Genomic DNA, 18,808 nt, shown 5'->3' on the forward strand with positions numbered 1-18,808 from the left:
GGCCCGGTCGGGGCCCTGACGACAAGCGAGTGAACATGATCCAAGGGGGAGCGCGGGGTATACGCCGCCCGGCTCTGATCGCGGTCGTGACGGTGCTGGCCCTCGGGCTGAGCGCTTGCAGCGACAAGGGAGGCTCGACCGGCCAGCAGGGCAGCCAGCCGGGCGCCGGTGACATCGCCGGTCTGCCGGTCACGCATTTCGAGAGCGGGCTGAAGCCGAACGCGCCCAAGCCGGACCTGCAGGTCCGCAACGAGGACGGCTCCGAAGACGACCAGCTCGCCATCGCCGCGATCGCCGACGCGCAGGCCTACTGGACCGAGGTCATGCCGCGCGACTTCGGGCAGCCGTACGAGCCGCTGAAGTCACTGCTGTCCTACAGCGCGAAGACCGACAACGAAGAGACCGAATGCGGGAGCGTCAAGAAGCTCGTCAACGCGTTCTACTGCCCGCCGGGTGACCTGGTGGCGTGGGACCGCGGCGTGCTGCTGCCCATGCTGCGCGAACGGTTCGGGAAGATGGCGGGCGCCGTCGTACTCGCGCACGAACTCGGGCACGCCGTGCAGTACCGGCTCGGCGAGAAGGCCAGCATCAAGAAGAACACCCCGTCGATCGTCAAGGAGCAGCAGGCCGACTGCTTCGCTGGCGGCTACTTCCGCTGGGTCGCCGAGGACAAGAGCAAGTTCTACCGCGTCTCCACGTCCGAGGGCCTCAACCAGGTCATGGCGTCGCTGTTCCTGATCCGCGACCAGGCCGGCACCAGCGCGACCAAACAGGGCGCGCACGGCACGGCGTTCGACCGCACGTACGCGTTCCAGGTCGGGTTCGAGAAGGGCCCGAAGGAATGCGCGGCGATGAACGAGGAGAACATCAAGGCGCGGATCACCGAGCGCCCGTTCGACAAGGGTGACAAGGGCAAGGGCGACTCGAAGTTCAATGCCGAGGTCGTCGGGATCCTCAAGAAGAGCCTGGACAAGGCCTTCGAGGGCGCCGGCGTCCCTGGCCCGGAGATCACCGAGGACGGCAACGGCAGCTGCCCCGGCGGCCCGAGCACCCCGCCCGCGTCGTACTGCCCGTCGAACAACACCGTCAGCATCGACATGGCCAAGCTGCGCGAACTCGCCCAGCCGGTCGACCAGCAGGCGGAATGGGAAAGCGGGCACAGCGAGGGCAAGGGCGACTTCGCCGCGTTCTCGGAAATCGCGTCCCGGTACGCGATGGGCATCCAGAAGGGTGTCGGCGCGTCGATCGACAACGCGAACGCGGGGCTGCGCACCGCCTGCCTGGTCGGCGCGTGGGCGAAGGCCAGCACCGTACCCGGCGCGACGCTGCGGCTTTCTTCCGGCGACCTCGACGAGGCCATTTCGGACCTGCTGAGCCCGGAGAGCCTCGTCTCGGCCGACGTCAACGGCAAGCGCGTGGACAACGGTTTCGAGCGGATCGAGGCACTGCGGAAGGGCTACCTGGAGAGCTCGTCGGTCTGCTCGACCCAGTACGGCTGATCGGTCCGGTCACCGCTCCCTGAAGTGCCATGAAAGGTCCTTTCCTTGCAAATTTTGCAAGGAAAGGACCTTTCATGGCGTTCGGGCGGGGGCGAAACCTGGCTCGGGAGCGCACGGGCTGGACGCCCCCGGGTACATGAAGGCCCCCTTCCTTGCGCCAGGCGCAAGGAAGGGGGCCTTCATGTACCGAAAGAAACCTCAGTAGAGCGCGCTCGCCAGATCCCGCCGCGCCTTCATGACGCGCTCGTCCGCCGAGTCGAACAGGTCGAACAGCGCCACCAGGTGCTCCCGAACCTTGTTGCGCTCGTCGCCCGCGGTACGCCGCACGACGGCGATCAGCCGCGCGAAGCCCGCCTCGGGCTGCTGCCCCGCGACTTCGAGGTCGGCGGCGGCGAGCTGGGCGTCGAGGTCGGCCGGGTCGGCGTCGGCCTTCGCGATCGCGTCCGGGCCCGCGGCCTCGGCGCGGGCGGTGAACTTGACCTGCGCGAGCGCGGTCTTGGCCTCCTCGTTCGCGGGCTCGACGTCGAGGATGCGCTCGTAGGCCGCCTGCGCCGCGGCGAAGTCACCGCGTTCGAAGGCCTCTTCGGCCTCGGTGAACCGCGGATCCTCCGGCACCTCGACACCGCCGCCGTTCTGCTCGGCGGACTTGATGCCCGGCAGCCGGTCGCGCAGCGCGTCGAGCAGCGAGCCGAGCCACTTGCGGATCTCGGGTTCGGGCAGCGCGCCCGAGAACGCGTCGACCGGCTGGCCGCCGCCGATGGCGATGACCGTCGGGATGGACTGCGCGCCGAAGAGCTGCGCGATGCGCGGGTTGGCGTCGACGTCCACCTTCGCGAGCATCCAGGCACCACCGGACTCGGCGGCGAGGCGCTCCAGCACCGGGCTGAGCTGTTTGCACGGGCCGCACCATTCGGCCCACAGGTCGACGACCACCAGCTGCTGCAGGGAGCGCTCGACGACCTCGGCCTGGAACGTCGCCTCGGTGACGTCGATCACGGCGCCACCCACGGCGGGGGTGGCACCGTCTGTCGGGCGAGGTGGGGCAGGAGGCTGTTTCTGGGGCGCCTCGGCACGCGCCTTGAGCGCGGAAAGGTCGACCGCGCCGGAAAGCGCGGCGGAGAGGGCCGCCGTCTTCGATGCTGATCCGCGTGGGTGTGTCACGGTTCCATCCTGGCACGCATCCCCGAGCGTTTCACCGCATGCCCCCGGCTGCCCGCTTGGCAGGACGGTCACGTTCCGGCAGGCTCGCCACGAGGGGGTGATCGACATTCCGACACGCAGGACGGCCACGGTGGCAGTCGCGATCGCCATCGCCATCACGTGGGTGAGCGTCATCACGGTCCTGATCGCCCATCAACCCGACCCCGGTGTCGCCAGTCCCGGGCAACTCCGGGAGGCCCTCACCGCCGCGCTCAACGAACACGACGTCGAGGCCCTCTCCGAACTCATCGACTATCCGCCCGCTTCGGCGGGCGACTTCGCGAAGTCCTATATCGACGCGCTGGCCGACCGTGGCGCCCACGACGTCACGGTGAAGTTCGCCCCGGACGATCTCGCGCCGACTTCGGCGACCGTCAGCGGAAAATTGGGCGACGGCAGTTCTTTCGGCTATCCGGTGGCCATCACGGTCAAGGACAGGCTGTGGCTGGTCTCGTTCACCCCGCCACTCCCCTGACTCATTCGCTCAGGTGCTTCTCGACGCGCTCCACCTTCGCGGTCAGCTGGCCTTCGTAACCCGGCCGGATGTCGGCCTTGAGCACCAGCCCGACCCGCGACGAACCCTCGCCCGCCGCCTCGACGGCCCGCTTGACGACGTCCATCACTTCGTCCCACGAACCCTCGATGTTCGTGAACATGGCGTTGGTCGAATTGGGCAGGCCGGACTCCCGCACCACTTTCACCGCACGGGCGACCGCTTCGCTGACCCCGCCGTCTTCCTCGGCCGCGGACGGACTGACACTGAAGGCCACGATCATGTTCTGCTCCTCGTTCAGACGCTTTTCCCACGCATAACACCCGGTGGTGCGGCGTGGCACGGGTACCCGCTGGTAACTTCGAGCGCCATGAGCCGTCCGTTGCCGTTCGACCCGATCGCCCGCGCGGCGCAGCTGTGGGAGGCCCGTATCGGGCCGTCCGAGACCATGGCCGCGGTGACCGGGATCATGCGCGTGCAACAGATCATCCAGTCCGCGGTGGACGGTGCGCTCAAACCGCACGGGCTGACCTTCGCCCGGTACGAGGCGCTGGTCCTGCTGACCTTCGCCCGCGCGTCCCGGCTGCCGATGCGCGTGATGGGCGAGCGGCTGCAACTGCATCCGACGAGCGTCACCAACATCGTCGACAGGCTGGAGAAGGACGGCCTGGTCAAGCGCGTGCCGCATCCGACCGACCGCCGGACCACGCTGGTCGAGATCACCGGCGAAGGCCGCGCACGCCGCGAAGAGGCCACGAAGGCGGTCACCGAAATCGACTTCGGGCTGACCGGGCTCACCGGCAAGCAGACCGAGCAGCTGACCGACCTGCTCACGAAGGTCCGCAAGGCCACCGGCGACTTCACCGAATAGCGCGTGAAGGCCCCCTTCCCTCGGCTGAGCCGAGGGAAGGGGGCCTTCACGCGCTTAAAAGAAGATCAGGCGGCGGCGGTTTCCGGGGTCTTGGCGAACAGGCCGACCCCACCGTGCGAGAGCCGCTGCGGGCCGTCCAGCTTGCCGTTGCGCAGCGCCCAGGACTCGAACAGCCAGGTGAACAGCGGCGGGATGCTGGAGAGCAGCGCGAGGATCAGGGTCTTCGGGCGCCAGCCGAGCGGCTTCGCCACGGACAGGGAGACCAGCACGTAGAGGACGAACACGACGCCGTGCACCATGCCGAGGACGGGAACGCCGCCCTCGCCGAGCTTGACGCCGTACTTGAGGAACATCCCGACCAGCAGCCCGGCCCACGAGAGGGCTTCGGCTACCGCGGCCACGCGGAATACTAGAGCGGCCTTGCTGGACACTTTCTCCTCCTGTGGGGTCTCACCACTGTGTGTGTCTACATGACTACGTCCGACGAGCACTGTCCAAGGCGGACTCGCCAAGAACGTCAACAGCGCTGTCGGACGTGGTAATACCAGTGTGAGGCGTGACGACGCTCACCGGAACACCGGGGGCCGTGATGCTCCTCACGACCCCCGGTACGAACCGGTCTAAACCACTCGGATCACCCGGCGCAGGGCGATTCCGGGGCACCTTCGGGACCGGTCGCCCACGTCGCCTTCGACGGGTCGTCCGTGAGCTTGAAGTCCAAAGTGGTCCCTCGCGTCAACTGTTCCAACCCGACATACGCCCGCTGCGAACCGGCTCCCAGTCCTTGGACGTACTGGAGCTTCGACCCGTCGGCGCCGTCGGCCTTGATGGTGATGTCACGGCCGTTCTCCAGACGCACCACGGACTTCTCGAACCGCGGCGCGTTGAGCACGAACTGCCCGGTGCCCGGCACCGCCGGATACAGCCCCAACGCGCTGAAGACGTACCACGCGGACATGGTCCCGAGGTCGTCGTTGCCGGTGACACCGTTGGGCGCGTTGGTGAACAGCGTGTGCGCGGCGCGAACGACAGCCGAGGTCTTCCACGGCTGCCCGGTCAGCGTGTACATCCAGGGCGAGTGCAGATCCGGCTCGTTGTTCGGGTTGTAGCGGAACTGGTTGTAGTAGTTGTACGGGCCGACGACCCATTCCTCGCGCACGGTCTTCGCCGGGTCCTTGACCAGATCCCCGTAGGCGAAGAAGTCGTCGAGCCGCTTGCCGACGTTCTCCTTGCCGCCCATGCGCTCGACGAGTCCGGGGACGTCCTGCTGGGTCAGCCACTGGTACTGCCACGACGTGCCCTCGTGGAAGCCGTCCTGGCTTTGCGGGTCGAACGGCTTGCCCGCCGGGCTGAACCATTCGCCGCCCTCGACTTTGGGCCGGTAGAACCCCGTGAAGCCGCGGTCGGTCACCGAGGAGTCCCACAGTGTGCGATAGCTGCGCCCCTTCTCCGCCAAGGCCTTCGCGTCTTCCTGCTTGCCGAGACCGGCGGCCATGATCGACAGCGAGCAGTCCGCGAGCGCGTATTCCAGCGTGGCCGAAGCGCCGTGGTTCGGGTCGGTGTCCTGACCCTTCTTCGGGAAGTCCTTGTCGTACTGGACGAACCCGTCCTTCTGGTAGCTCGCGTTCCCCGAGCGGCCCTGGAACGGCGACGACGCGGGCGGGATCTCCCGCGAGTTCTGCAGAAGCGCCTGGTAGGCCTTGAATTCCTGGCCGGACAGCGCACCGAACCGCCACAGGTCGACCAGGAACGGGGTGACCGGATCGCCGGTCATCGTGTTCGTCTCCTGGTTCGCGTACGCCCAGCGCGGCAACCAGCCGCCCTGGTCGTGGATGGCGAGCACGGATTTCGCGACGTCCTTCGCGCGCGCCGGCCGCAAAAGCGCGAGCAACTGGTTCTGCGTGCGGTAGGTGTCCCACAGCGAGAAGAACTCGTAGTACGTCCAGCCCAGCGCGCGGTGGATCTTGTCGTCGAACCCACGGTAACGGCCGTCGGCGTCGTTGCCGGTCAACGGCTGCAGGAGCGCGTGGTACAGCGAGGTGTAGAACACCGTGCGGTCGTCCTTCGTACCGCCCTTGATGTCCACTGAGGACAGTTCCTTGCGCCAGGCGCGCTGTGCGCCGTCCCGGACCGCGTCGAACGAACGCCCCTTCTCCGAGGCCAGGTTGAGCTTCGCGCCGGAAGCGTCCACATGGGAGATCGCCGTCGTCGCGGTGACCTGCCCGCCGCCGAAGGTCAGCCACGCGCCACGCAGCCCTTCACCACCGGCGGACTCCTTCGAGCCCGGGGTACCGCCCGTCGGCGACCAGGTACCGAAGGACTTGAACGGCGTGTCGAACGTCGTGGTGAACCAGGTCTTGTACGGTTTGCCGCCGCAGAACGCCTGCGACTCCACCATGCCCTCGACCGTCCGATCGCCGACGACGCGGATCTGGCTCGCCGTCACGGGTTCCTTGTCGTTGGCCTGCCCGACGTTGACGAAGACATTCGCGTCGCCGGACTTCGCGAAGGTGTACCGCTCGACGCCGGTCCGCGTGGTCGCGGTGGTCTCCGCGTCGACGCCGCCGTAGCCGGTGAGCCGCACCTTGTAGTAGCCGGGCTTCCCGACCTCGCCCTCGTGCGTGTACGGCGAGGCGTACTTCCTGTGGTCGAACGTCTCGGGTTTCGTGGTGTCGAACGCCGCGCCGGGCCCGACCGCGCCGGTGGTGGGCAGGGTCGACACGAGGCCGCCCTGTTCCCAGCAGCCCGCGCCGGACAGGAAGAAATGCCCGAAGCCGCGGATCGCGGTGTCGTCGTAGCGGTAGCCGGCGTAATGCGAGGAAATCGGGCTGACCTGCGTCATCCCGAAAGGCGCCGAAGCGCCGGGGAAGGTGTTGCCGTCGTCCTTGGTGCCGATGAAGGTGTTGACCGCGTCCACGGAGTCGCCACCGGGCGCCGCCGCCGCGGCGGGCGTGACCAGCCCGGCGGGGACGACGAGCGCGGTGAGCAATCCGGCGACGCGGATCGAAGTACGTGCGGGCATGGGAAAGGCCGCCTCCTGACAACGTTGTCGCTGCCTGTTCACCTTCGACAAGAACAGACCAGTTGGTCAAGAGGGCCGCCAAACCCTGTCCATTTCGGGACAAGCTCACCTGAGCGCTTCGGCCACCTCTCGCGCCGCGCGTTCGCCGGCCTCGATGGCGCCGTCGAGGTAACCGGGGTGCTCGCGGGCGGTTTCCGAACCCGCCCAGTGCACATGCCCGGCCGGAGCCGACGGAAGCGGCGGGAAACCGTCGGTCGTGCCCGGCACGGGAAGCGCGGTGTAACCACCACCGACGTGCTCGTCGAGATGCCACGCCTTTTCGTGCCAGCCCACGGGTTCGAGCACGGCGGAGCCGAGATGCGGGACCAGCGGCCCGAGCAGCGCGTCACGGCGGGCAGCGGTGTCCAGTTCGTCGAGCCGCCGCGCCCGGGGTCCGCCGACCAGCACGCACAGGTGTCCGGGCCCGCCGGGGGCGGTCGTGTCGAACACCGTGTGTCCGACACCGTCCAGGACGAGGAACTCCCCGTTCGAGCGCTCCCGCCAGAACGGCCGCTCGTAGACGGCGATCGCCTTGTGCACCGTCCCCATGTACGAGTTCTTTTCCAGATCGAGCCGCTGTCGCGGAAGCGTGGGCTCGTGCGCGATCCGGGCGGCGACCGGCGGTGGCACGGCGATGACGACCTTCGCTGCCCGCAGGGTGTCCGTCCCGGTCCGCACGGTGACCCCGTCGACGTCACGGTCGATCGAGGTGACCGCCGCCCCGGTCCGCACCCGTGAGCCGAGTTCGGCGGCGAGACCGTCGACGAGCGCCCCCATGCTCTCGGCGAGCAAGGCCTCCTGCGCCCCGCCTGCCGTCGACAGCATGGTCCGCAATCCGCCCTGCGCGCGGATCACCCTGGTCATCGCTTCGACGGAGAACCGGTCGAGGTCGGCGGTCCACGACACCGCGGCCACCGCCTCCAGCAACCCGCGGGCCCGGCGGCCCGGCACCGCGCGCAGCACCGATCCCAGCGTCGTGCGGTTCCACCGTTTCGGCGTACCCGTCCTGCCCAGCACACCCGCCGCGACCAGCGCGAGACCGGCGGGCAGCAGGGCGGGCGACCAGAGCGGCACCCGCCGGCCCGCCTCGATCAACACGGGATGCGGCCCGGTGTGCATGGGGAACTCGGTGGCGCCGAATTCGGCCGCCAGCGCCCTGACCCGGTGATGGTCGGCCCCGATCCACTGCCCGCCGAGGTCGAGCCGGGAACCCAGTACGGTCGTCTCGCCAAGGACCCGTCCGCCGATCCGGCCCGCGGCCTCCAGTACGACGACTTCGACGCCTCGCCGGTGCAGAGCGCGTGCCGCCACCAGCCCCGACAAACCGGCACCGATGACCACGACAGTCGTGTCCATTCGTCAACCTCCGCAATTCAGTCAGTCGTATGACTTGACCTTAAAGCAGCTTAAGGCGACCCGCAACGATGCTGGTCAGACCTCAGACAGGCCGGATGTCCGCCGAGGCGATGAGCATCCCGATGACGGTTTCGAGGTCGGCGCGAGCGCGCTCTTCGTCGGGTTCGCAGACGTACTGCACGATGAGCCCGTCGACGCCGGCGAGCATGACCCTGGCGAGCCGCTCGTAGGGCAGCGCGCACTGCTCGCCCGCGTTGACGGCCGCCTCCCGGCACCAGTCGGTCAGCACCGTGACGTAGCGCCGGTACTGCCAGCTCGCCATGCTTTCCTGCCCCGGCTTACGGAGCGCGTAATGGAGCAGTTCGCCCTGCATCAGCTGCAGCTTGACGTGATCGGCGACCAGCTCGGACCAGAAGCTCGTCAGCCCCTGGCGGATCGCGTGCGCCAGCCCCCGGTCGAGTTCGACCGTCCCGGTCAGCACGGTCGAGATCTCCTCGACCACGTCCTCGATCACGGCCCGCAGCAGCGCTTCCTTGCTGGAGAAGACGTACTGCAACGTGCCGAGCGGGACGTCGGCTTCGGCCGCGACCGCCCGCAAGGTCGTCGCGGCGACGCCGTCGCGCTGCATCACTTCGCGGGCGGCGGCGACGAACTGCCTGCTGCGCACCGACGCTTCGACATACGGCATTCCGCACTCCCCTCGATCGGACAAGACCCTGCCACAGCGGGGCACGAAGCCCCGGCCCGCGTAACGGTTCGACTTCGGAAGGCGCCTCCAGGACGAACCGGGCATTGACATCACCGCGCCGCTGGCGTTCAATTCCCGCCACTATGACAACGTTGTCTTCCAGCGGACCGGACAACGGCCACCGCACTACCGGCCGACGGGCCACGATGAGTGACGTGGCCCGGCTCGCGGGCGTGAGCATCAAAACCGTCTCGCGAGTGGTGAACGACGAGCCCGCCGTCCATCCGGACACCGCGGAGCGCGTCATGGCGGCGATCGAGCAGCTCGGGTTCCGGCGCAATCTCGGCGCGCGGAACCTGCGGCGCGGCTCGACGACCGGGACGATCGGCCTGATCGTCGAGGATGTCGGAAACCCCTTCTACTCCGAGCTCAACCGGGCCGTCGAACGTATCGCGACCTCGTTCGGCCGCCAGGTACTGACCGGTTCGTCGGAGGAGAACTCCGACCGCGAACGCGAACTGGTCCTGGAGTTCTGCTCCCGTCGCGTCGACGGCATCCTCGTCGTCCCGGCCGGGATGCAGCACGGCTACCTGGTCCCCGAGATGCGCGCGGGCACGCCCGTGGTGTTCCTCGACCGGCCCGCCGGCGACATAGTGGCCGACACGGTGCTGGTCGACAACATCGGCGGCACCGTCGAAGCGGTCGCCCACCTCGCGAAACACGGCCACCGCCGGATCGCGTTCCTCGCCGACAGCCCGGACATCTTCACCGCGGGCGAACGGCTGCGCGGCTTCCGCGAAGGCTGTGTCCGCAACGGGATCCCCTACGACGAGCACCTTGTCGCGATGCGTACGCCGACCGCCGAGAGCGTCGGCGACGCCGTACGGCGGCTGCTCACCGGGCCGAATCCGGCCACCGCCGTGATCGCGGGCAACAACCGGGTCGCCGTCCACCTGCTGCGCGCGCTGGCGCACGCGGAGCGGCGTCCCGCGATGATCAGCTTCGACGACTTCGAACTGGCGGATCTGCTGGATCCGCCGGTCTCCGTGATCGCGCACGACGTGAGCGCGTTGGGCCGGGCGGCCGCGGAACTGCTGTTCGCCCGGGTCCAGGGAGATCAATCCGCACCGAGAAAGGTAGTTCTGCCCGTGCACCTCGTAGCCCGCGGTTCCGGGGAGGTCGCCCCTTCATGAGCGGCCACCTCGAACCGATCCGCCTGCCGGCGAACCAGCCGCCGCAGTTCTACCGCGGCGGCGACGCCATCGCCGCGTTGCGGGGCGCCCCCTCGGAGTCGAAATTCGGCCCCGAAGACTGGGTCGGCTCGGCCACCACGATGTTCGGCCAGGAGACCAACGGCCTGACCAAGCTGCCCAGCGGGGTCTGGCTCCGCGACGCCGTCCGTGAGAACCCGTCCGCGTGGCTCGGCGCCAAGCACGTCGAGGCGCTCGGCGATTCGACCGGCCTGCTGGTGAAGCTGCTCGACGCGGGCCAGCGCCTGCCGGTGCACTTCCACCCGTCCGACTCGTTCGCGAGGCGGCACTTCGACTCGCACTTCGGCAAGACCGAGGCGTGGATCGTGGTCGGCACCTACGGCGACGACCCCCGCGTCTACCCGGGCTTCAAGGAGACCGTCGACAAGGCGACGGTCAACGAATGGGCCCGCACCCAGGACGCGCCCGCCATGCTCGGGGCGCTGAACAGTGTCGCGGTCACGCCCGGCGACACGGTCTACATCCCGGCGGGCCTGCCGCACGCGATCGGCGAAGGCGTGTTCGTCGTCGAGCTCCAGCAGCCGACCGACTTCTCGCTGACCCTGGAATGGCGGGACTTCCTGGCGAACCCGGAGAAGGCGCACCTCGGTATCGGCTTCGAGAGCGCCATCGAAACCCTGGACACCTCCGGCTGGGACGAAGAACGGCTCGGCTCGATCGTCAAGCGCACCGCGGCCGACGAAGCGTCCACTGTGGACCTCCTCGCCGACGGCAGTGACGCGTTCTTCCGCGCCGACCAGCTCCGTCCCGCCGTTTCCGGTAGGTCGACAACGTTGTCACTCGACCCGTCGTTCGCGGTGCTGGTCGTCATGGCCGGTTCGGGCACGCTCCGCACCGAACACGGCGGCGAGTACGCGCTGCGCAAGGGCGAGACGTACGTGGTCCCGCACGACGCCGGGCAGTCCACTGTGGAGGGCGACGTCACCGTCATCCGCTGCCGTCCGCCCGCACCCGAGAAGAGGGAGCGATCGTGAGCGAACTCCTGCTCGACGCACAGAACCTGGTCAAACGCTACGGCTCGGTGGAGGCGCTGCGCGGCGCGTCGTTCCAGGCGCGGGCCGGTGAGGTCACCGCGCTGATCGGCGACAACGGCGCCGGGAAGTCCACTTTGGTCAAATGTCTGTCCGGCGCGGAACAGCCGACGTCGGGCAGCATCCTGCTCGACGGTGCCGAAGTGGTGCTGGACTCCCCCACCACGGCACGGCGGATGGGGATCGAGACGGTGTACCAGGACCTCGCGGTCGCACCGGAACTCGACCCGGCCGCGAACCTGTTCCTGGGCAGGGAGATCCACCGCAAGGGGATCCTCGGCAAGCTCGGGATGCTGGACAAGAAGGAGATGAAGCGCCAGGCCGTCGAGGAGTTCCAGCGGCTCGGCGTGACCCTGCAGAGCACCGACGTCCCGATCGGCTCGCTTTCGGGCGGGCAGCGGCAAAGTGTCGCCGTCGCGCGGTCGGTCGTCTGGGCGTCGAAGGTCGTGTTCATGGACGAGCCGACGGCCGCGCTCGGCGTCGTGCAGCGCGAACGCGTGCTCGACGTGATCAAGAAGGTGCGGGACAAGGGCATCGCCGTCGTGCTGATCAGCCACAACATGCCCGAGGTGCTGTCGGTGGCCGACCGCGTCGAGGTGCTGCGGCTCGGCAAACGCGTCGCCCGGTTCACCGGCGCCGACACGAAACTGGAAGACCTGGTCGCCGCGATGACGGGCGCCCTCGTACAAGAGGAGGCGGCGTGACCGTGTCCACTCCGACGAAGAACGGCCCCGAGATCCAGACCTCGGTGGACGGTGGTTTCGGCAAACGATCGATCGGCCAGCGGTTGATCGGGGCGAACACGTTCTGGATCGCGCTGGTGCTGCTGGCGCTGATCATCGTGTTCACCGCGATCGCGCCCGCCGAGTTCGCGACGCTGTTCACCTTCCAGACCCTGCTCATCGAGACCTCGGTGCTGCTGGTGCTCTCGGTCGGCATGACGTTCGTGATCATCACCTCCGGGATCGACCTCTCGGTCGGTTCGGTGCTGATCTTCGCGGGCATGGTGGCGGGCAAGACGATGGAGGCGCTGAGCCCGGACGGCGACGCGACGAAGGCCGGTTGGGGCGTCATCACCGCCGGGCTCGTGGCGGCGGTCGTCGCGGGCACGATCTGGGGGCTCATCAACGGGTTCCTGATCGCGGTGGCGAACATCCCGCCGCTGATCGTCACGCTCGGCACGATGGGTGCCGCGCTCGGCGCCGCGTACCTGCTGAACAACGGGTCCGACGTGCGCAGCGTCCCGACCGAGCTCAACAAGACGCTCGGCTACGGGACGTCGTTCGGCGGCGTGCCGAATCTGGTGCTGGTGGCCGTGGTGATCACGCTGATCGGCGCCTGGCTGTTGCACACCACCAAATTCGGCCGCTACACCTACGCCGTCGGCTCCAACGCCGAGGGCGCGCGCCGAGCGGGCATCGGGGTGACCGCGCACCTGCTGAAGGTGTACACGCTCACCGGTTTCCTCGCCGGTGTCGCCGGTTTCCTCTCGCTGGCGTACTACGCGTCGACGACCATTTCGGCGCACACCACCGACAACCTCAACGCCATCGCCGCCACGGTGATGGGCGGCACGAGCCTCTTCGGCGGTGTCGGTTCGGTGCTGGGCACGGTGATCGGCGTGTTCATCCCTGCCGTGCTGAAGAAGGGCTTCAACATCACGCAGGTCCAGGACTTCTGGCAGATGATCGCGGTCGGCGCGGTGCTGATCGCCGCGGTCTGGTTCGACCAGCGGCGCCGTCGTCGCCGCAACTCTCGTTAGTTCTCCCTACGCACAAAGAGGTGCATTCCCCATGAAGAAGACCCTGCTCGCCGCCGGTGCCGCCGTTTCCGCGGCCCTCCTGCTCACCGCGTGCGGCGGTGGCACCGTCGGCGAGGCGCCGTCGGGCGATTCCGGCGCCAAGACCAACAACAAGAAGCTGTCGCTCATCCCGGGCGTGCAGGCCGAGCCGTTCTACATCTCGATGCAGTGCGGCGCCGAGGCCGAGGCCAAGAAGGCGGGCTACGAGCTCACCACGCAGGCCCCGCAGAAATTCGACGCGGCCATGCAGACCCAGCTGGTCAACGCGCTGGGCTCCAACCCGCCCGCCGCCCTGCTCATCGCGCCGACCGACGCGCAGGCGATGCTCGCGCCGATCCAGCAGGTCAAGTCGCGCGGCGCGAAGATCATCGAGGTCGACACCGCGCTGAAGGACACCAGTGTGGCCGAGTCGTCGATCTCCTCGGACAACGCCGAGGGCGGCAAGCTCGCCGCGAAGACCATGGCGGAGCTGGCCGCGGGCAAGACCGGGTCGGTGCTGGTTCTCGACACCATCGCGGGCACCTCGACCACGAACACCCGCGCGAAGGGTTTCGAGGACGAGCTGAAGAACTACCCGAACCTGAAGTCGGCGGGCGTGCAGTTCACCCAGAACGAGCCCGACCAGGCCGCGTCCAAGGTGACCGCCGCGCTGGCCTCCACCCCGGACCTGATCGGCATCTTCGCGACCAACCTCAACACCGGTGAGGGCGCCGCGACCGGCCTGCGGAACGCGGGCAAGATCGGCGCGGTCAACCTGATCGGCTTCGACGCTTCGCCGTCGGAGATCGAGGGCCTGAAGAAGGGCGAGTACCAGGGCCTCATCGCGCAGGACCCGGCCGCCATCGGGCAGCAGGGTGTGCAGCAGGCCATCGCGGCCCTGGAGGGCAAGCCGGTGACGCGCAACCTGACCGCTTCGCTGCACTCCATCACCAAGGCGAACATGGACGCGAACGCTCAGTACTTCTACAAGCAGAGCTGCTGACGCGCCTCGGTACTGCTATGAAAGGTCCTTTCCTTGCAAATTTCGCAAGGAAAGGACCTTTCATAGCGTTCGGGGGGGGGGGCGCTCACTCGGCGAACTCGACCACCCCAGCGGGTGCGAAGCGCGTGAGAGCCCCATAGAGCGCAGCGCCCCCACCAAGGTGACCCAGCGCGTACGCGTACTCGCCGTCCTCAAGCAGCACTTCGGGCCCCGAGCCGGTCCATTCGAGCCGGTAGTGCCACCAGTGCATCCACCGCCCCACGCGGCGCTTCTCCCGCCACGCCCGCAGCCGCGTCACTTCGGTCCACCGGACCTCGAACACACCCGGGACCGCGAACCCCGCGGCGGAAATCGCCAACGAGCCCGCCGAGCGCCGCAGGGCGAGCAGGATCAGCCCGGCGAAGGCCACGCTGAGCAGGCCGAACACCACCCCGGAAACCGAGCCGGAGAACAACGCCAGAACGACGGCCACCAGGCCGCCCCCGCCGAACACCACGAACCCCGCCCACGCGAACCGGCGCATCACGACGTCCAGCCGGAGCACCACCGCATCCCCAGTGACCATGCCCGGAGCGTAACCGCCGAATCCACGCAGCGACGTTAGGATCTAGGCCCCGACGTCGCGGAGGAGGCCGGATGACCACCCGTCTGCCCTGGCGTCCCGCCGCGAGCGCGGATCCGGTGCCGGTGCTCGCCGCCGCCCAGCGTGTCTCCGACGATCTCATGGACGGCCTGGCCGGGCCCCGCGCCCGCCACGCGGCGCACGGCCTCCGGCGGCTGTTCGGCGTCCCCGGCCTCGGGTTGACCGACCTCTCCGGCTCGCTGATCTGGTCGGGCAGACCGGCCGCCGACGACGTCGTGATCGCGGCGCTCGACGAGGTCCTCCACTCCGAGACGCCGGTGTCCGAGCCCGGGCTGCTGGCGCTGCCCCTGCACGTCCACGACGAACTGGCCGGCGTCCTCCTGGTCGCCGATGGCAAGAACGCCCTCGCCCGCCAGGCCGCCGAGCTCGTCGTCCACGCGCTCGAACGCGGCAGGCTGGAGGCCTCCGCCGAGCAGGCCGCGGAGGCCGAACTGCGGGCGCTGCGGGCCGAGATCTCACCGCATTTCGTCTACAACGCGCTCACCGTGATCTCCTCGCTGGTCCGCTCCGACCCGGATCGCGCCCGCGACCTGATGCTCGACTTCGCCGAGTACACGCGCTACAGCCTCGCCAGGCACGGCGAGTACACGATGGTCGCCGAAGAGTTCCGCGCCATCGAGACGTACCTGGCGTTGCAGCGCGCCGTGCTCGGCGAACGGCTGCGGGTGCAGGTGCGCGTCGCGCCGGAGGTGCTGGCCGTCGCCGTGCCGTACCTCGTGCTGGAACCGCTGGTGGAGAACGCGATCCGGCACGGGATCGAGCCGCGCGCCGAGGCGGGGTTCATCCAGGTTCAGGGAATGGCGGAAGGGAACGACTGCGTGATCAGCGTCGAGGACGACGGTGTCGGCATGGAACCCGCACGCGCGGCGGCGATCCTGGCCGGGCGCGGCGACGACGGCGGCGTCGGACTGGCCAATGTGGACAGAAGGCTGCGCAGCGTCTACGGCCCGTGGTACGGACTGACGGTCGAGACCGAGACCGGCGCGGGTACCAGGGTCGTGGTGCGCGTGCCCCGATTCCAGCCGGGGGTGCTGCCGTGACGAACGGGCTGCGGGTGCTGGCGGTCGACGACGTCCCGCCCGCTCTCGACGAGCTGTGCAGCCTGCTGCGCGAGGCACCGGAAGTCGCCGAGGTGGTCGCCGCCGGTGACGCCGTCAACGCGCTCAAACTTTTGCAGGGCAGTCATTTCGATGCCGTCTTCCTCGACATCTCCATGCCCGGCCTCGACGGGCTCGAGCTCGCCTCGCTGCTGGCGCGGCTCAGCGAACCACCGGTGATCGTGTTCGTCACCGCGCATGACGGGCACGCCGTGGCCGCGTACGGGATCGGCGCGGTCGACTACCTGCTCAAACCGGTCCGCGCGGAACGGCTGTCCGCCGCACTGTCCAAAGTGGTCCGGATGGCGGGCAACCAGCCCGACGAGCCGAAACCCGCGCCGGACGCGATGTCCGCGCTGCCGGTGGAATCCGGCGGGCGCACGCGGTACGTCCGCCGCGACGACGTCCAGTTCGTCGAGGCGCACGGCGACTATGTCCGGCTGCACACGAAATCCGGCGTCCACGTCACGCGGATGCCCATCTCCCGGCTCGAAGAGTATTGGGAGGGAACGGGATTCACCCGCGTGCACCGGGGTTTCCTGCTCGCCGTGGACGCCGTGCTCGAACTGCGCAGCGACACGACCGGCGGGCTGTTGGCGCATACCGAAGCGGGTGACGTGCCGGTGAGCCGCCGCCACGCGCGCGACCTGCGCGACCGGCTGCTCGCCGCCGCGCAGCGCGGCGAACTGGGCCGGGGAAGCCGCTCGTGAGCCGTGTCAAACGGGTCGCCGTCACCAGCCCGCAGACCCGGCTCGCGCATTCGCGGCGCCGTTCGCGCGGACGTTGGCGGGTTCCCCGGCTGGCAGCGAGTGACGCCGAACGCGCGGACGCGCTCTACCGGGCCCAGCGCCGCCGAGGGATTCCCGCGCTGGCCGGGATGTTCGGGCTGGTGTTCGGGCTCCCCCTGGTGTTCGGGGTGTTCCCCGGGCTGGATTCGGTGCGGCTGGTGGGTATCCCGCTGTCCTGGCTGATGATCGCGATCCTCCCGTACCCGGCGATGGCGCTGCTGTCGTGGTGGCAGTTGCGCCGGGCGGAAAAGATCGAGGACGAGTAGTGGTCGCAGCGCTCTCGGTGGCCCCCGTCGTGCTGGTCACCCTGCTGATCGGGTTGCGCGGGGTCGCGGCCATGCGCACGACGTCGGATTTCCTCGTCGCCTCGCGCCGGATCTCGCCGCTGGTCAACTCCGCCGCGGTCTCCGGCGAATACCTGTCCGCGGCGTCGTTCCTCGGCGTCGCGGGCCTGGTGGTGAAGGACGGCATCGGCGCGCTCTGGTACCCGGTCGGATTCACCGCCGGGTACATCGCGATGCTCGTGCTCGTCGCGGCGCCGATGCGGCGCTCCGGCGCGCTCACCGTCCCGGACTTCGCCGAGGCGCGGCTCGCTTCCCCCGCACTGCGCCGTCTGGCCGCCGTCGTCGTCCTCGTGATCGGAACCCTTTACCTGGTCCCGCAGTTCCGCACCGCGGGGCTCGTGCTGACCGCCGTCGGCGGCACGCCGTACTGGGTCGGCGTCGTCATCGCGGGCACCGCCGTCAGCGCGACACTGGCACTCGGCGGCATGCGCGCGGCGACCTACGTCCAGGCGTTCCAGTTCGTGCTGAAACTGCTGCTGTTCATCATCCCCGCGATCTGGCTGGTCTCCCAGGTCTCCCCGGAGGAACGGTCGGCTTCGGTGCACCCGGTGGAATTCACCCACTTCGCCCGCGACACCCAGCTGTCCTTCGAGATCGACGTGACACTGACCCTGCGCGAGCCGACCACCCTGCTCACCCCGGAAAAGCACGTGGTGCCGCCGGGAGAACTGGTGGCCAGGAGCGGGGAAACGCTGGAATTCGCCGAGGGCACGCCGGTTCCCGCCGTCCGGGGCGGTGCCCCGCTGGGCGGGCCGGACTGGCAACGGCCGCTGCTCGACCTCGGCGATCAGGGTTATCCGCTGCTCGGCACGTGGGCGATCCTGATCGCCACCATGCTCGGCACCATGGGCCTGCCGCACGTCCTGATGCGCTTCCACACCAGCCCGGACGGCCGCGCCGCCCGCCGGACCGCGGCGATCACCGTCGCCCTGCTCGGCGTCTTCTACCTGTTCCCAGGGGTTTACGGCGTCTTCGGCCGCGTGCTGGTGCCCGAGCTGTACGTCTCGGGCGCGACGGACACGGTCGTCGTCGCGCTGCCGGCGCAGATCGACGACGGCTGGGCGGGGTCGTTGTTCACCGGATTGCTGACGGCGGGCGCGTTCGCGGCTTTCCTGGCGACGTCGCTCGGGCTGCTGCTGGTGATCTCCGGCGCGGTCGCGCACGACCTGGCGCCCGGCGGCCTGCGGAGACTGCGCTGGTCGGTGCTCGGGGCGGCGGCGGTGATGGTCCTGCTCGCGCTGCCGTCGGCCAGATTGGACGCGGGCGTCCTCGTCACCTGGGGCTTCACCGTGGCCGCGTCCACGTTCTGCCCGTTGCTGGTGCTCGGCATCTGGTGGAACCGGCTGACCGCCGCGGGCGCGATCAGCGGCGTCCTCGCCGGGCTCGTCGCGTCTTCGGGCTCGATCCTCGTGGCCTTGTTCGTCCCCAGCCTGAGCGGTCTGCCCGCGATTCTCGTGTCGCAGCCCGCACCTTGGTCGGTTCCGCTGGCATTCGGAGTAATGATCGTGGTTTCCTGGCGGGGCAGGCCTCCCGCCTGGTCGACGGCCGCCATGCTGCGGCTGCACTTGGACGATCGCACAGCCGAAACCCCCTCGTCGTGGTCGGACTACCGTTCGTCGACCGTTCGTCGTCTCGGCAGACGTTTGAACCGCTGAAGGTTCCGGTCTCCTTGACCTCTCCTTA

The 18,808-nt window shown here is 69.1% G+C and carries 19 protein-coding genes; 12 read left to right on the forward strand and 7 right to left on the reverse strand.

The window, feature by feature from the left end; all coding sequences use genetic code 11:
* Window positions 1-29: 29 nt before the first annotated feature.
* A complete protein-coding gene (locus AC069H_RS07670) occupies window positions 30-1,499 on the forward strand; it encodes a neutral zinc metallopeptidase (RefSeq protein ID WP_478228523.1) in 1,470 nt (489 codons plus the stop codon).
* Between the two features lie 198 nt (window positions 1,500-1,697).
* Here AC069H_RS07670 and AC069H_RS07675 read toward each other — a convergent pair whose 3' ends face one another.
* On the reverse strand, window positions 1,698-2,660 hold the full coding sequence (locus AC069H_RS07675; protein WP_478231719.1) for a tetratricopeptide repeat protein: 963 nt from the start codon (window positions 2,658-2,660) through the stop codon (window positions 1,698-1,700).
* Window positions 2,661-2,757: 97 nt separating this feature from the next.
* Between AC069H_RS07675 and AC069H_RS07680 the strand changes: the two genes are divergently transcribed.
* A complete protein-coding gene (locus tag AC069H_RS07680) occupies window positions 2,758-3,174 on the forward strand; it encodes a hypothetical protein (protein WP_478231720.1) in 417 nt (138 codons plus the stop codon).
* Window position 3,175: 1 nt separating this feature from the next.
* Here the strand turns inward: AC069H_RS07680 and AC069H_RS07685 are convergent, their stop codons facing one another.
* Entirely contained in the window at window positions 3,176-3,475 is a 300-nt protein-coding gene (locus tag AC069H_RS07685; RefSeq protein ID WP_005167823.1) for a thiamine-binding protein, read from the reverse strand.
* 87 nt (window positions 3,476-3,562) lie between these two features.
* Between AC069H_RS07685 and AC069H_RS07690 the strand changes: the two genes are divergently transcribed.
* Window positions 3,563-4,063 carry a MarR family winged helix-turn-helix transcriptional regulator gene (locus AC069H_RS07690; protein WP_478228526.1) on the forward strand — a complete coding sequence of 167 codons (501 nt, stop codon included), beginning with the start codon at window positions 3,563-3,565 and terminating at the stop codon, window positions 4,061-4,063.
* A gap of 65 nt (window positions 4,064-4,128) precedes the next feature.
* Here AC069H_RS07690 and AC069H_RS07695 read toward each other — a convergent pair whose 3' ends face one another.
* From AC069H_RS07695 to AC069H_RS07710, 4 genes are all read right to left on the reverse strand, one after another.
* Complete coding sequence (locus AC069H_RS07695; RefSeq protein ID WP_478228527.1) at window positions 4,129-4,494, reverse strand: DUF3817 domain-containing protein; 366 nt, start codon at window positions 4,492-4,494, stop codon at window positions 4,129-4,131.
* A gap of 203 nt (window positions 4,495-4,697) precedes the next feature.
* The gene (locus tag AC069H_RS07700; RefSeq protein WP_478231721.1) at window positions 4,698-7,085 is read right to left on the reverse strand and encodes a GH92 family glycosyl hydrolase; all 2,388 of its coding nucleotides are present in this window, start codon (window positions 7,083-7,085) and stop codon (window positions 4,698-4,700) included.
* A gap of 105 nt (window positions 7,086-7,190) precedes the next feature.
* Window positions 7,191-8,480 (reverse strand): flavin monoamine oxidase family protein, encoded by a 1,290-nt coding sequence (locus AC069H_RS07705; protein WP_478231722.1) that lies wholly within the window; start codon window positions 8,478-8,480, stop codon window positions 7,191-7,193.
* Window positions 8,481-8,562: 82 nt separating this feature from the next.
* Complete coding sequence (locus AC069H_RS07710; protein ID WP_478228530.1) at window positions 8,563-9,168, reverse strand: TetR/AcrR family transcriptional regulator; 606 nt, start codon at window positions 9,166-9,168, stop codon at window positions 8,563-8,565.
* 206 nt (window positions 9,169-9,374) lie between these two features.
* Here AC069H_RS07710 and AC069H_RS07715 point away from each other — a divergent pair, with 206 nt between their 5' ends.
* Genes AC069H_RS07715 through AC069H_RS07735 form a run of 5 tightly spaced genes read left to right on the forward strand, consistent with a single transcriptional unit; the run spans window position 9,375 to window position 14,253 of the window.
* Window positions 9,375-10,361: a LacI family DNA-binding transcriptional regulator gene (locus AC069H_RS07715; RefSeq protein ID WP_478231723.1), complete on the forward strand. Its 987-nt coding sequence runs from the start codon at window positions 9,375-9,377 to the stop codon at window positions 10,359-10,361.
* A complete protein-coding gene (locus AC069H_RS07720) occupies window positions 10,358-11,413 on the forward strand; it encodes a class I mannose-6-phosphate isomerase (protein WP_478231724.1) in 1,056 nt (351 codons plus the stop codon). The genes AC069H_RS07715 and AC069H_RS07720 overlap by 4 nt, the downstream gene beginning before the upstream one ends.
* Window positions 11,410-12,174, forward strand: a complete 765-nt coding sequence (locus AC069H_RS07725; RefSeq protein ID WP_478228533.1) for an ATP-binding cassette domain-containing protein — start codon at window positions 11,410-11,412, stop codon at window positions 12,172-12,174. Before AC069H_RS07720 ends, AC069H_RS07725 begins: the two co-directional genes overlap by 4 nt.
* A complete protein-coding gene (locus AC069H_RS07730; RefSeq protein WP_073848166.1) occupies window positions 12,171-13,232 on the forward strand; it encodes an ABC transporter permease in 1,062 nt (353 codons plus the stop codon). The genes AC069H_RS07725 and AC069H_RS07730 overlap by 4 nt, the downstream gene beginning before the upstream one ends.
* Window positions 13,233-13,263: 31 nt before the next feature.
* A complete protein-coding gene (locus AC069H_RS07735; protein WP_478231725.1) occupies window positions 13,264-14,253 on the forward strand; it encodes an ABC transporter substrate-binding protein in 990 nt (329 codons plus the stop codon).
* 85 nt (window positions 14,254-14,338) lie between these two features.
* On the opposite strand, the gene AC069H_RS07740 is transcribed toward AC069H_RS07735, so the two are convergent.
* Window positions 14,339-14,818, reverse strand: a complete 480-nt coding sequence (locus tag AC069H_RS07740) for a hypothetical protein (protein ID WP_478231726.1) — start codon at window positions 14,816-14,818, stop codon at window positions 14,339-14,341.
* Between the two features lie 71 nt (window positions 14,819-14,889).
* Between AC069H_RS07740 and AC069H_RS07745 the strand changes: the two genes are divergently transcribed.
* From AC069H_RS07745 to AC069H_RS07760, 4 genes are read left to right on the forward strand one after another with little or no spacing between them, the layout of a single operon-like run.
* On the forward strand, window positions 14,890-15,936 hold the full coding sequence (locus AC069H_RS07745) for a sensor histidine kinase (RefSeq protein WP_478231727.1): 1,047 nt from the start codon (window positions 14,890-14,892) through the stop codon (window positions 15,934-15,936).
* Complete coding sequence (locus tag AC069H_RS07750) at window positions 15,933-16,703, forward strand: LytR/AlgR family response regulator transcription factor (protein WP_340683590.1); 771 nt, start codon at window positions 15,933-15,935, stop codon at window positions 16,701-16,703. Before AC069H_RS07745 ends, AC069H_RS07750 begins: the two co-directional genes overlap by 4 nt.
* A complete protein-coding gene (locus AC069H_RS07755; protein WP_478231728.1) occupies window positions 16,700-17,047 on the forward strand; it encodes a hypothetical protein in 348 nt (115 codons plus the stop codon). The genes AC069H_RS07750 and AC069H_RS07755 overlap by 4 nt, the downstream gene beginning before the upstream one ends.
* Window positions 17,047-18,780, forward strand: coding sequence for a sodium/solute symporter (locus AC069H_RS07760; protein ID WP_340683591.1), 1,734 nt, complete (start codon window positions 17,047-17,049; stop codon window positions 18,778-18,780). Before AC069H_RS07755 ends, AC069H_RS07760 begins: the two co-directional genes overlap by 1 nt.
* Window positions 18,781-18,808: the final 28 nt, after the last annotated feature.

The sequence above is a fragment of the Amycolatopsis sp. NPDC043887 genome (genome assembly GCF_056435665.1).

Bases quoted from the DNA above. Each gene is read 5' to 3' on its own strand.
- AC069H_RS07685 (WP_005167823.1), bottom strand. From the start codon at position 3,475: ATGATCGTGGCCTTCAGTGTCAGTCCGTCCGCGGCCGAGGAAGACGGC.
- AC069H_RS07690 (WP_478228526.1), top strand. From the start codon at position 3,563: ATGAGCCGTCCGTTGCCGTTCGACCCGATCGCCCGCGCGGCGCAGCTG.
- AC069H_RS07700 (WP_478231721.1), bottom strand. From the start codon at position 7,085: ATGCCCGCACGTACTTCGATCCGCGTCGCCGGATTGCTCACCGCGCTC.
- AC069H_RS07705 (WP_478231722.1), bottom strand. From the start codon at position 8,480: ATGGACACGACTGTCGTGGTCATCGGTGCCGGTTTGTCGGGGCTGGTG.
- AC069H_RS07710 (WP_478228530.1), bottom strand. From the start codon at position 9,168: ATGCCGTATGTCGAAGCGTCGGTGCGCAGCAGGCAGTTCGTCGCCGCC.
- AC069H_RS07715 (WP_478231723.1), top strand. From the start codon at position 9,375: ATGAGTGACGTGGCCCGGCTCGCGGGCGTGAGCATCAAAACCGTCTCG.
- AC069H_RS07720 (WP_478231724.1), top strand. From the start codon at position 10,358: ATGAGCGGCCACCTCGAACCGATCCGCCTGCCGGCGAACCAGCCGCCG.
- AC069H_RS07735 (WP_478231725.1), top strand. From the start codon at position 13,264: ATGAAGAAGACCCTGCTCGCCGCCGGTGCCGCCGTTTCCGCGGCCCTC.
- AC069H_RS07740 (WP_478231726.1), bottom strand. From the start codon at position 14,818: ATGGTCACTGGGGATGCGGTGGTGCTCCGGCTGGACGTCGTGATGCGC.
- AC069H_RS07745 (WP_478231727.1), top strand. From the start codon at position 14,890: ATGACCACCCGTCTGCCCTGGCGTCCCGCCGCGAGCGCGGATCCGGTG.